Annotated in this window: 14 protein-coding genes and 1 pseudogene; 10 read left to right on the top strand and 5 right to left on the bottom strand. The window is 69.7% G+C overall.

Translation table 11 applies throughout. The features are described 5' to 3' along the window. Positions 1-88: 88 nt before the first annotated feature. Together ACY34J_RS15030 and ACY34J_RS15025 are read left to right on the top strand one after the other, a co-directional pair. Positions 89-877 carry a MerR family transcriptional regulator gene (locus ACY34J_RS15030; protein ID WP_462727019.1) on the top strand — a complete coding sequence of 263 codons (789 nt, stop codon included), beginning with the start codon at positions 89-91 and terminating at the stop codon, positions 875-877. A gap of 32 nt (positions 878-909) precedes the next feature. Then, entirely contained in the window at positions 910-1149 is a 240-nt protein-coding gene (locus tag ACY34J_RS15025; RefSeq protein ID WP_462727020.1) for a DUF2277 domain-containing protein, read from the top strand. Between the two features lie 29 nt (positions 1150-1178). Here the strand turns inward: ACY34J_RS15025 and ACY34J_RS15020 are convergent, their stop codons facing one another. Further along, the gene (locus ACY34J_RS15020) at positions 1179-1712 is read right to left on the bottom strand and encodes a DUF309 domain-containing protein (protein ID WP_462727021.1); all 534 of its coding nucleotides are present in this window, start codon (positions 1710-1712) and stop codon (positions 1179-1181) included. Between the two features lie 46 nt (positions 1713-1758). Next, positions 1759-1929: pseudogene (locus tag ACY34J_RS15015) on the bottom strand (exodeoxyribonuclease III); the annotation flags it as partial. A 1-nt stretch (position 1930) separates the two neighbouring features. On the opposite strand from ACY34J_RS15015, the gene ACY34J_RS15010 reads away from it, so the two are divergent. The 3 genes from ACY34J_RS15010 (at position 1931) to ACY34J_RS15000 (ending at position 5230) form a co-directional block, all read left to right on the top strand. Then, positions 1931-3541 (top strand): recombinase family protein, encoded by a 1611-nt coding sequence (locus ACY34J_RS15010; protein ID WP_462727022.1) that lies wholly within the window; start codon positions 1931-1933, stop codon positions 3539-3541. A gap of 1171 nt (positions 3542-4712) precedes the next feature. Next, positions 4713-5099, top strand: a complete 387-nt coding sequence (locus ACY34J_RS15005; RefSeq protein WP_462727023.1) for a hypothetical protein — start codon at positions 4713-4715, stop codon at positions 5097-5099. Beyond that, complete coding sequence (locus tag ACY34J_RS15000) at positions 5099-5230, top strand: hypothetical protein (protein WP_462727024.1); 132 nt, start codon at positions 5099-5101, stop codon at positions 5228-5230. Before ACY34J_RS15005 ends, ACY34J_RS15000 begins: the two co-directional genes overlap by 1 nt. A gap of 7 nt (positions 5231-5237) precedes the next feature. Here the strand turns inward: ACY34J_RS15000 and ACY34J_RS14995 are convergent. Beyond that, a protein-coding gene (locus ACY34J_RS14995; RefSeq protein ID WP_462727025.1) for an IS3 family transposase occupies positions 5238-6430 on the bottom strand; the annotation gives its coding sequence in 2 pieces (ribosomal slippage) (positions 5238-6160 and positions 6160-6430; 1194 coding nt in all). On the opposite strand from ACY34J_RS14995, the gene ACY34J_RS14990 reads away from it, so the two are divergent. The 3 genes from ACY34J_RS14990 to ACY34J_RS14980 all read left to right on the top strand — a co-directional run bounded on the left by ACY34J_RS14990 (position 6418) and on the right by ACY34J_RS14980 (position 8189). Next, positions 6418-6912: a hypothetical protein gene (locus tag ACY34J_RS14990; protein WP_462727026.1), complete on the top strand. Its 495-nt coding sequence runs from the start codon at positions 6418-6420 to the stop codon at positions 6910-6912. The genes ACY34J_RS14995 and ACY34J_RS14990 overlap by 13 nt on opposite strands. A gap of 118 nt (positions 6913-7030) precedes the next feature. Beyond that, positions 7031-7786, top strand: a complete 756-nt coding sequence (locus ACY34J_RS14985; protein ID WP_462727027.1) for an HNH endonuclease — start codon at positions 7031-7033, stop codon at positions 7784-7786. Between the two features lie 145 nt (positions 7787-7931). Beyond that, positions 7932-8189 (top strand): hypothetical protein, encoded by a 258-nt coding sequence (locus tag ACY34J_RS14980; protein ID WP_462727028.1) that lies wholly within the window; start codon positions 7932-7934, stop codon positions 8187-8189. Between the two features lie 71 nt (positions 8190-8260). On the opposite strand, the gene ACY34J_RS14975 is transcribed toward ACY34J_RS14980, so the two are convergent. After that, on the bottom strand, positions 8261-8440 hold the full coding sequence (locus tag ACY34J_RS14975; protein WP_462727029.1) for a hypothetical protein: 180 nt from the start codon (positions 8438-8440) through the stop codon (positions 8261-8263). Between the two features lie 153 nt (positions 8441-8593). Here ACY34J_RS14975 and ACY34J_RS14970 point away from each other — a divergent pair, with 153 nt between their 5' ends. Together ACY34J_RS14970 and ACY34J_RS14965 are read left to right on the top strand one after the other, a co-directional pair. Continuing rightward, positions 8594-9355: a hypothetical protein gene (locus ACY34J_RS14970; RefSeq protein ID WP_462727030.1), complete on the top strand. Its 762-nt coding sequence runs from the start codon at positions 8594-8596 to the stop codon at positions 9353-9355. Positions 9356-10332: 977 nt separating this feature from the next. Next, on the top strand, positions 10333-10683 hold the full coding sequence (locus ACY34J_RS14965; RefSeq protein ID WP_462727031.1) for a hypothetical protein: 351 nt from the start codon (positions 10333-10335) through the stop codon (positions 10681-10683). Between the two features lie 585 nt (positions 10684-11268). Here the strand turns inward: ACY34J_RS14965 and ACY34J_RS14960 are convergent. Then, the coding region (locus ACY34J_RS14960) for a hypothetical protein (RefSeq protein WP_462727032.1) at positions 11269-11668 on the bottom strand (400 nt) is incomplete at its 5' end.

The raw sequence follows: 11668 nt of genomic DNA, 5'->3' as shown, positions 1-11668 counted from the left end.
CGGGCTCCGGCCGACCGCCGCTTCCGGTCGTGAGCGGGCCAGGGGGCGGGCCCGGCGGCTCCGGAGGGTGCCGACATAGGCTTCCGGTGTGGCACACGACGACGCAGCACAGGATGAGGCAGTGCCGGACGAGCCCCGCGAATACCGGACGGCGGAGCTGGCGGAGGCGGCCGGCATCACCGTGCGCACCCTGCGCTTCTACCGCGAGCGCAAGCTGCTCCCCGCCCCGCGCCGGGAGGGCCGTATCGCCTGGTACAACGAGCACCACCTGGCCCGGCTGCGCACCATCGGCGCCCTCCTGGAGCGCGGCCACACCCTGGGCGGCATAGCCGAACTGCTCACCGCCTTCGAAAGCGGCCGTGACGTCGGCGAGTTCCTCGGCCTGGAGAGCGCCATCGGGGTCCCCTGGTCCGAAGAGACCCCGGTCCGCCTCACCCCGGAGGAGCTGGCCGACTGGTACGCCGACGACGTCACCCCCGAGAACCTGGCCGCTTCCCTGGACCTCGGCTACGTCGCCGTCGACGGTGACGAGCTCGTCCACGTCAGCCGCCGCCTGCTGGAAGCCTCCAGCGCGCTCGTCGACCAAGGGGTGCCGCTGGCCGAGGTGCTGGCGGCAGCCCGCGAGGTACGGGCCCACGTCGACTCCCTCGCCGAGCTCTTCACCCGGCTCATCCGCCGCCACGTACTGGCCGATGTCCTCGACGAGCGGGCCACGGACGGTCCGCTGGGCCCCGACGAGGTGGCCCGTATCACCGAGACCATCGAGCGGCTCCGCCCCATCTCCAAGAGCGTCGTGGACGCGGAAATGGCCATGGCCATGGACCGTCAGGTGCGGGCGGAGCTCGACGCCTGGTGCAAGAAACAGGCCGAAGGCTGAACGCGTGCGCACAGCTGGCGCACACTGGAGGCATGTGCCGCAGCATCAAGACACTTCGCCCGCCCGTAATGGAGCAGGTCGGCGACGATGACATCCGGGCGGCTGCGCTGCAGTACGTCCGCAAGGTCTCGGGATTCCGCGCCCCGGCCGCCCACAACCGCGCCGCCTTCGATCAGGCCGTGGAGGCGGTGGCCGACGCCACCCGGCAGTTGCTCAGCGAGCTGGAGGTACGGGGCGCGCGGTCGCGTCCGCGCGCCGCTGTCGAGCGCTGAGCGCCGCTGCGCGATCCGTGGATCCCGGCTCAGGACACGCGGCGCAGCCGCGGAGCCGTCAGCCGCGCGGGGCCGGCGGGAGCCGCGGGCTCCGCTGCGGTCAGTTCGTCCGCGAGGACGCGTGCCCATCCGACGATCCCCGAGACGTCGATCCCGTACGGGGGACTCTGCTCGTAGGGCACGACGCCGTCCGCCGCCCGGAGCAGCAGCGCGACCGCACCGGTGGTGTTGCCGCGCAAGGCATGCGTCAGCCCCACGGCGAGCTGTGCCAGGCCCCGCCACAGCGCCCGCTCGCCGGGCACCGCGGTGGACTTCCAGGCGTCCTCGAAGACCTCGTGCGCGTGGAAGGGCATCCCCGCGTCGAGCAGGCGCTGGGCCTCCTCCAGCGTCTCGTCGGGCGTCCGCTGGATGCCCTCGGGCTGCCGGGCAACGCCCTCCGCGTCGTACGGCAGCGGCCGACCCAGCCCATCGCGCGGCCGTGCGCTGCGCGCCCGCCCGGCCGGGTCACGGTCCCGGTCGGCGGCCTTCGGGCTGGTCCCGCCGCGGCGGCTGTCCTCGTTCACGCTTCGATTCTCGCGCCCGCTCCGGAGTCCGGCGCAGCGCCCCGGCTCACGGCCCGGTCGCGTACACCACGGTCACCGGCGCATGGTCCGACCACCGCAGGTCGTAGCTCACGGCCCGCTCCACGACGGCCTTCACCGCCCGCTGCGCCAGCCTCTCCGTCGCCACGTGATAGTCGATCCGCCATCCGGTCGACTCAGAGTCCAGTACGATCCCGCGCATGACAACTCAACTCCGCGCCCTCAGCGCCATTCGTCTGTCTGTCCGCACGGATGAGACGACGTCTCCCGCCCGGCAGCGCGCTGCCAACTCGAACGAGGCCGCCCGTCGTGGCGCTGTCATTGTCGGCGAGGCGGAGGACCTGGACGTCTCCGCGACGAAGACGACGCCCTTCGACCGGCCGGAGCTGGGCGCCTGGCTGGCCCGCCCGGACGACTTCGACATGATCATCTGGTGGCGCATGGACCGCGCCGTCCGATCGATGGCCGACATGGCGGAGCTAGGCCGCTGGGCAAAGGACCACGGGAAACTCCTGGTCTTTGCTGAGGGGCCCGGCGGCTCGCCGCTAGAGCTGGACATGCGGACCGTGTCGCCCGTATCAGAGCTCATCATGATGATGCTGGCCTTCAGTGCGCAGATGGAGGCCCTGGCCATCAAGGAGCGCGTCACAGGCGCCCAGGCCGCCCTCCGCACGCAAGGCCGATACTCCGGCGGCCTGGTCCCATACGGGTACGAGAAGATCAAGAACCCCGACGGCGAAGGCTTCAAGCTGGCCCCCGACCCGGAGGCCGTGAAGATCCTGTCCGGCATCATCCGTGACGTCCTGGACGGCCAGTCCCTCACCGCCGTCGCCATGGCCCTGAACGAAGACGGCGTTCCCGTGCCGCGCGACTACCAGGCGATCAAGGCGGGGCGGGAGCCTGGCGGGATGCGCGGCGGCCAGCGCCACGAACGCTTCCGCTGGACAGCGGGGACCCTGTCGAAGGTCCTCCGGTCCCCGGCGCTGATGGGGTACCGACTCCACCAGGGGAAGCCTGTCAGGGACCGCGACGGTAACCCGATCCTGATCGGGGAGCCTGTCCTGTCTCGGGAGGAGTTCGACACCCTTCAGGATCACCTCTCCACGCTGACGCCCCAGAAGAACCGCACCCGCAAGGACACCCAGGCCATGCTCCTGGGCGTGGCGAAGTGCCGTGGATGCGGCGGGAATCTGTACCTCTCGAAGCGGGCCGGAGGCATGGACTACAACTGTCGGGCCACGGCCAGGGGCGAACGCTGCCCCGCTCCCGCTGGCATCCGCGCTGACTGGCTGGAGGCGTACGTGGAGGCGGAGGTCATGGCCCGCATCGGGGACGCCCAGATGACGAAGGTCATCACGCACAAGGGATACGACCCGACGCCGGAACTCCGTGAGGTGGAGGCGGAGTTGCGCGCCCTGTACGCCGACAAGGACTCCCGCAAGTCCCGGACTGGCCGGATGATCTGGCAAGAGGAGGTGGACGCCCTGGAGCGGCGCGCTGAGGCTCTGGAGGCGACGCCCCGCACGGAGGCCCGGACGGAGACCGTGGAGACCGGCGAGACGTACGCCAGCTTCTGGGCCCGGCATGACGCCGCTGGCCGCCGACAGCTCCTCCTGGACGCTGGCGCACGCGCGACCGTGGCGAAGGGCCGTTCAGGCGGAGGGGCTGAACGGTTGAACGGACCGGACCAGGGGCGCCTGTCGTTCACGCTGGGCGCGCATGAAGACATGCACGCGGCACGCCTGGAGGAGGTCATGGCAGAGGAGGAGGCCGCCGCGCTGGGTGGCGCGCCGGAGATGCTCGCCAGGTAGGAGGCAGCGCGCTGCCAGCGTTTACGAGGGGTCGGCCCGGACGGAGTCGGCCCCTCTTCGTCGCTCCAGGGGCCGCTGAGGACCGTTCACGGTGCGGCTGTGCCCAGGGGAGCGGGGGCGGCTGGGAGGCCCGGAGCGGGGCCCCAACGGCTTCGAGGCAGCGAGGAACGGGTGAGGCCCCAACCTGGGACACCCTTCCGGAGTTAGCAGGGCCTTGACCAGCAGTGTTTTCTATATTTTTTTGACGTCCTACCTAACCAAGTAGAGCTATATAAGACTCCGCTCTTGGGCCTAACCCCCCAATGGTGGGACGCCATTTTGAGTTTGAGAACTACGCCCGTCGGCCCGCCCCTCCGCTGCCTCGGGACCGTCTCCGGCCAGCACCCGCCAGCCGCTCCCCTGGGCGCCCCAGGCGCCTCTCCGAGGGCGTCTGATGCCTCTTGACTCGCCTGCCTCATGCGCCCTTCCGGAGGCCCTCCAGGGCCCACGTACGGCCCCGCCCGGGAAGCCTGGCCGCCTCCATCGTGAACGACTGGCCCCGCCGTCTGGCCGACCGACAGCGCCCGCGCCAGCCGAGACGCGGCTACGCCGTGCCTCCTCCGCTGCCCTGGCCCGCGTATGCCGTTCACGACCCGCCTCCCCACCAGGTGACCGACGTCACTCCCGCCCAGGTCCCGACCGGGCGCCACCCAGAACGGGGGAGGTCCTCACCTGACCAGTAGTGGAGGCACCGCGTGTGCCGCATCGCGACCGCCTAGCAGGCACCGGGTCGCTGCTCGATCGTGGGACCGTCTGATCTGCTCCGCCTCTACCTGCTAGGGGGGCGTGAAGCGGTCAGCGGTCCCATTTTTCGTCTTCCGGCGCGCTCCCTCAGTCCGCCGCCGGACGCCCCTGGACGGGCCCGTCGATGCGCCCGCATGTCCAGGGGCCCAGCTTCCCTTCCAGCGCCAACGACCCACACCACAACGGTCGTGAACGCGCTGTCCCGAACCATCCCAGCGTCAGGGCTCCACGTTGACGCAGCCTTCCGGGCCTGGCTCCACGCCAGGGCCCCAGCCTTCGCGTAGTGGTGTGCGCGCTGGTCGGGGTCCTGACGTGGGTCCAGGCCCTTCGTCATTCCTGGGCGCCTTCGCGCGCCTCACACACCACACAGGAGTTCACGATCATGGAAATGCCAGCCTACGAAGACGAGTGTCTGGGCGGCTGCGGTACGGCCCTCACGGGTCGCCAGCGCCGCTACTGCTCCCCCACATGCCGGAAGCGGTACCAACGGTCCAAGACGCCGAAGCCGCTTCGCACCTGCGCCCGCTGTGGCCAGCCGTTCAGTGAGTACACGGGGCGCCAGAAGTTCTGCGGCCCGAACGACCGCGACGATTACTGCGACGACTTGCTGTCCGAGGAGGACGACGACAGGTCCGCGCGCATGGCCGCCCTGGCTGAAGCCGAGTGCCTCCACTGCTCCGCACCACTGCCCTACTCCGGCCGTGGCCGCCCCCAGAAGTTTTGCGGCCCCGCCCATCGCACCGCCTACTACCGCGCCCAGGGAGTGTCTGTCTGATGAACGCTGCGACGCTGACCACCATCGTCAACGACCTGACCGCCGCTGGCTGGCACGCCCTTGACAGCCGCGAGACAGACACGACCGCCCCCATCGTCATGAGCTGTCCCGAGTTTCGTAGAGTCCGGTGATCTTGTTTCAGGCGGACTGCGGGAACGATGCCTGTTGTCGCCACCAGTCGCGTTCGTACTCGGCGGGAGGTACGTAGTCGAGGGCGGAGTGGAGCCGTTCTTCGTTGTACCACCTGACCCATTGGAAGATCGCCCGCTCGACCTGGTCGAAGTCCCGCCAGGGGCCCTGCATCTCGATCAGCTCGGCCTTGAAAGTGCCGTTCAGGGCCTCGGCCATCGCGTTGTCGTAGCTGTCCGCGACCGAGCCGACCGAGGCGGCGGCGCCGATCTCGGACAGCCTCTCGGTATACCGAATGGATACGTATTGCGAGCCGCGGTCGCTGTGATGGATGAGGCCGGAGTCTTTCTTGATCCTCCGTCTCCACAGCGCCATCTCCAGGGCGTCCAGGGCGAGTTCGGTCCGCATGTGGTTGGCGACCTGCCAGCCGACGATCATCCGCGAGTACACGTCCAGGACGAACGCCACGTATACCCAGCCCGTCCAGGTGCGGACATAGGTCATGTCGGCCACCCAGAGCTGGTCGGGCCGGCTCGCGGTGAAGTCACGGTCGACCAGGTCCGGCGGGCGGGGTGCCGACGGCTCCGGCACGGTGGTACGGCGCCGCTGGCCGCGGATGACGCCCTCCAGGCCCAGCTCGTCCATCAGCCGCTCGATGGTGCAGCGGGCCACCTGCGCACCCTTGCGCTTGAGCGCGCGGGTGATCCGGCGGACGCCATAGGTGCCGCCGGACTCGGCATGGATCTGTTCGATCAGCGGCATGAGCTGCTCGTCACGCAGCCGGCGGGCCGACTTCGGCCGCTTCTTGCGCGCGTAGTACGCCGACTCGGACAGCCCCAGCACCCGGCAGGCGAACCCGACCCCGAGGCCCTTGTCCCTGAGGTGCTCGATCACCTGGTCGGCCTCGTCCGGGGACGGTCGAGTTCCGCCGCAAAAAACGCGCTCGCGGCCTTCAGAATCTCGTTGGCCCGCCTCAACTCCGTGTTTTCCCTGCGGAGTTGCCTCAGCTCTTCCCTCTCTGCGGTGGTCAGCCGGTCGTCGCGTTCGCCGGCGTCCGCCTCAGCCTGGCGGACCCACCCGCGCAGGGCCTCCTTGTGGATGCCCAGGTCCTTTGCGACGTGTGCGATCGGACGGCCGGTGGTGCGGACCTCGCGGACGGCCCGCTCGCGGAGCTCGTCCGGGTACTTACGTGGTGCTGGCACTGCTCGTGGTTCTCCTTCGGGCCAGGATCATAAGCCTGGCTTCAGGGACTCCACGAATCCGGGGTCAGCTCATCAACGTCCTCCAGCGTCACCGTGTCAGGGCCAGTGACAGCGCCGTCCTGGCCGTCCGCCATGCGCTGTGGGAGCGCCACCAGGAGCTGAAGGCGAAGCCTGACGCGGAGCCTGTCGACTCCAACGGCCTGCCGCTGCCCAGCGTGGAGGAGCTGGCCGACGAAGCGGCCTACTTCGTGGACGTGTTCTTCATGCTCTCCCTGACGTTCGCCCCTGACGCGCCCTGGGTCTTCGACAACGACGACGTGAACTGTTCTGCCGTCCCACGGGACATCCGCCAGACAGCCTTCCGCGCTGGCATGACCGTGGCCGCTGCGCATGGCGTGCCCGACAACCCGCCCACGATGCGAATGGTCATTTCCGCGCTCCTGAAGCGCATGGCCGCTGACGGCCGCTTGTCGCGCGCCTGACCCGCACCCCCTGAACCGCCCAGGCCGATCACCTGGGCACCGCCCTGCCGCTCCGCCTGTTTCGTCCTTTCCAGGCGTCGAGCGGCAGGGCCCCCCGACTGAAAGGACTGAGTTCACGATGACCCAGATCACCTCTGCCGCCGACTTCCGCGCGGCCCTTGACGAGAAGCTGACGGAGTACAAGTACGTACGTGGCCTCCACAAGCGTCTAGGCGCCGCTGGTGTCCAGGCGAAGGTCTGCGGTGGCTGCCGCACCGTGAAGCCGTTCACAGAGTTTCGATCCGGCCCCCACTTCGGCGGGCGGTACGGCAACTGCCGAGAGTGCGACAACGCGCGCAGAGGCACCCGCCGCGAGGACCCGGAGTACCGAGAGGCGGAGCGTGCCCGTCAGCGTGCGTACGACCGCCAGCGCCGCAAGGAACCGCAGTACCAGGAGTGGAAGCGCGACTGGCAGCGCGAGTACGACCAGACCCCGAAGCGCAAGGAGGCCGCCCGTCTGGCCACTCACCGCCGCCGGGCGGTCCTCTTCGGAGCCGAGACGGACAACCACTCCATGGACGACCTCCTGAACCACTGGGACGACGAAGGCGTGTACGGCTGCGGTGACTGCGGCGGCTCCCTGGCCGACGGCTACGAAATCGACCATGTCCTTCCGCTGATCCGGGGCGGCTCTGACACGGTTGACAACAAGTTGCCTCTGTGCCTCCCCTGCCACGCCTCGAAGGTCGACCGCTGCCCTTGGGAGTTCTACGCCAGCCGGTACGCCTCCCTGGCCCCGTACCTGGCCCCCTTCATCGAAGCCGTCCCGCGCCTGACTGAAGGCGAGATCCAGGCCCGCGTGAACAACTACGAAGCACGCGACGAAGCCGCCTGACCAGGCACGACGTAAACGCCGGCCGACCCCTCCAGGCCCCTCTCAGAAGCCTTTCCAGCCGCCCCAGGCCCTCTTCCTGGGGCGGTCCTTGGCGCGCGCTCGTACGGCCGCCTACGCCCTCCCTGACCCGATCGGAGAACCCACGATGTCCGACCCGTTGTACGCCCCCACGCCCGCCGACATGCCCCCGCGCCTCTCCCCGTCGCCGGATGCCCTCCAGCGCCAGACAGTCCGGAACCTCATTACGGGCACGGCCCTGAAGCTGGCCGCCTCCACCGACATCGACCTGGACGCGCTGGAGGTACTGGCAAAGCTCCTGGACGCCCAGACCCGGGCCCAGGAGGCGAGCGTCCGCCGGAGCCAGTACCTGGACGCCCGGAACCGCCAGGAGGTCCGCGCATGACCCATCAGCGCCGCTCCCCCCGCCCCCTGGATAGCCGCGACGAACAGTTCGTCGGGCCGCTGTCCGCTGTCCTAGCTGACGTCCTGGTTCCGGACCCTGACGCGTCTGTCCCGGTCAGTCAGCTTCACCGTGTCGTCGTCGCTGCCCTCAACCGGCACCACGGTCACGGCGTCCCACTCGGAACTCTGAAGCGCGTCCTTCGTGCGGCTGGCGTCGATGTCCGCGCGCCTCAGTTCGGCGCTGATGCCCACGCCTTCGGCGTCTCGATCAAGCCCTGGCCGGACGTCTCACAGCCTTCGTAGCGCCCTCTCTTCGCCTCCCTGGCCACCGACGACCAGGGAGGCCCCGCCAGCGCGCCGTACGGCCGTCTGGCCCCTCTCACACCCTGAATGGAGACCTACACCGTGAACACCATCACACCCAGCATCACGATCCTTCCCCCCGCTGAACTCCTCCCGGAGCCGGTCCGCCCGCTCCTGGCCGCCCGTGACGACGCGTACGACCGCTGGGCAGACTTCGAGGCCGAGCATGCCGCGCTGATCAGCGACCAGTGGGAGTCCACGTACGAAGCGAAGGACATTGTCGCTGCCGCTGACGCGGTCGCCGCTGGTAATGACCCGCTAAAGGTCAGATCCACCTTGGCAGAGGCCCGCGACCTTCGCCCTCGGATCATCGGTGCTGCCCAGGCCCTGGCGAAGGCCGTCCGCGCGAAGGACGCCCTCCTGGTCGCTGCCTTCCGTAAGCACGTCGGCGAACTGGCGCCTGGCTCCGCCCAGCGCCTCCAGGACGCTGCGAAGGCGTACGAGGAGGCGCACCGCGCGCTTCTGGCTGCCCGTGCTGCGTTCGCCGCCGCCGCCAACTTCCGCCGCTTCGTCTACGCCTGGCAGGGATCGGGCCGCCCGGACTACAACGAGTCTGGCGTGGTCATGCGCGCTGATGGCCTGGCCCCGCAGGCTGCGCCTGGCCTGGCGGAGGTCCGGGAGGTCATGGAGTCCTTCCGCGCTGCCGGTCTCAGTGATGACGGCCTGTCGGACAAGGCCCCGGACCGCCTGGTGAAGGTTCGCAGCAAGGCGAACGGCAATGTCATGGAGCTGGCCGCCGACCGGGCCGCCGCCCTGGGGAACTCGATCGAGTACCTGGACCCCGCCGACGCCCCGACCGACTGACCGTCAACGTCACTGCGGGGCCTGGCTTCACCGCTGGGCCCCGTTCCGAGACACGGCCCAGCCGCGTCTCCCTGGCCCCGGAAGGAGAGGCCCCGTGAAGGTCCGTGTCGGCATGGGCCGTCGCTTCGAGTTGAACGGCCAGGTCTACGACCCTGGTGATGAACTGACCGTGTCGGACGCCGTTGCCGTGAACCTGATCCGCGCTGGGCTGGTCCTGGCCCTGGACGGCTTGCCAGACGCCCTGTACGCGCGTCAGGCGCCCCAGGAGCGGCCCCAGGCCCCTTCCGTCCCGCGTCCCTCTCCCGGCCCCGCGGAGGCCCGCACAGACGCCCCAGCGGACCAGGACGCCCAGGCCGGTGTCTGCGACGGCGAGTGCGACCCTGGCCCCCAGCCGAAAGGCGTACGCACGATGCAGACGTGTCCTGTCGCTGGGTGTCCCTGCCTCACCTGGCGTGACAAGTGCCGGGCTCACGCCCGTAGTGATAGCACGGGCAAGGCGTACCGGTCGGCTAACCGTCAGGTTCCCCGTGGCAGGCGTACGACTTTCGCCGCGATGTCCCGCCGGTATCTGCGGGAGCATCCTCTCTGCGAGTCGCCCTGGTGTGAGGGCACGCCCGCGCCTCTACGCCCTGCCTCCACGGAGGTCCACCACCTGGACTCACTGGGCCTGGCCGGGCCGAAGTGGAACCTCCCGTCCAACTGGCTGGCCGTTTGCCATCGCTGTCACTCGCGCTACACAGCGCAGGACTACGGCTTCAACGCCAAGTGACCTGGCCCGCGTGCTCTGTTGTGCCTCTGCGTCGCTGACTGACACGCGATGTGTTCACGGTCTGTGACTGAGGGGGTGCGGGGTGACCCCTGCCCCTAGGGGACCGGGCACGCCGGGGAGATCTCCGCCAGGTGCGTTCGGGCGGAGATCCGGGCCCCGCCACGCAGAGCGACCCAACCCACCCATACACAACCTTGGAGGTGGCCGCATGGCCAACGAGACCAACCTGAGGCGGGGGAAGTGGAGCGGCGGCGCGCGCGCCGTCGAACTACCCGCAGAGTGCCCGCTTCCCGTGCCGGACGTCCCGGCGAATCGCTCCCACTGGGAGGACTGGCAGCGTGAACGCTGGGCCAGCATCTGGTCAGGCCCCGCCGCGACCCTGTACGACGACAGCCAGATTGGCGCTGTCGCCCTGGTCATCGATCTGGAGGCAGCCCAGGCGAAGGGCAGTCTCCAGGCAGCGCAAATCACGGAATACCGGCGCCTCCTGGCGGACCTCCTCCTGACTCCGCAGGCCCTGTCTGGCGCTGGCTTCCGTCTCCCCGGGTGGCCCGCATGAGCAACCGCCGTAAGGCCGCTGCCCATAACGCCGCGCCGAAGTCGAAGGGCCAGCGCCCCCGCTCCGGCCCGTGGAGTGACGGGGAACCAGGCTGGAGCATCTGCCCGACGCACAACTTCGGTGTGATGCCGGGCTCCACGTGCCTGAAGTGCCGACTCGAAGGCCGGCGGTCGTGACCGCGCCCGCAGCGGACAAGGAACCGACCCTGACGGACAGCCTGACCCTCATGCGGTCAGTGCGTGCGGACCTGGCCGCGGCGCGCCGCGACCCTGTCCGCGCTGGCCGTTAACGGCTCATCGATCCTGTCCGCCGTCCGCCCTGGCCGGGGAGGCTGGCCGCAATGGCTGGCCGTCCTGTCCGCGACGCTGTCCCCGGCTGGCCGCAACGGCTGGCCATCGTGCATATCGTTAACGACATCTTGCCTGGTCAGGGCGCATGGACAGCCGAGGACAACGAGCACCAGGAGCAACTCCCTGACCGCATGACTGAGGCCCAGTGGCCGCCCCTTGTCCGGGGGTGACCGCTGGGCCTCTTCGTGTTTGGCCATGCTGTCCGCGCTGGCTGCGCTACTGGCCGCGCTGGCCGTTAACGGTGTCCGCGCTGTCCGTTAACGCTGTCCGTCTCTACGGCCTGGCCGACCCTGGCCGCAGCCTGGCCGTAGAGAGGCAGGTCGACGGGAAGCCCTGCCGCGCTGTCCAGGCGCTCTCCCCGCAGGGTCGCGACCTGGGCTGCGTCCTGGGTAGCGTGAGCCAGGTAGCGGATCGCCAGGCGTAGCTCCAGCTTCGATGCTGTCGGGTCGTCGGCGACCTTCAGGGCCCGCTCCCTGTCCATCTCCGCTGTCGTCAGAATCTCCGCCTCCAGGGCGTCGGCCATGCGGTTAACGGTTCCGTCGCCCTGGACGACGTACGCGGGCTTCCCCTCGTCGGTCCAGGGTAGGCGCCGCAGCGATGTGGCCGCCTGGGCAGGCTCGTTCGGCCATGTCTGC

Source organism: Streptomyces sp. HSS9-12 (assembly GCF_054963655.1).
The sequence above is the reverse complement of the archived record's forward strand: the minus strand, read 5'-3'. Positions and strand labels throughout refer to the sequence as shown.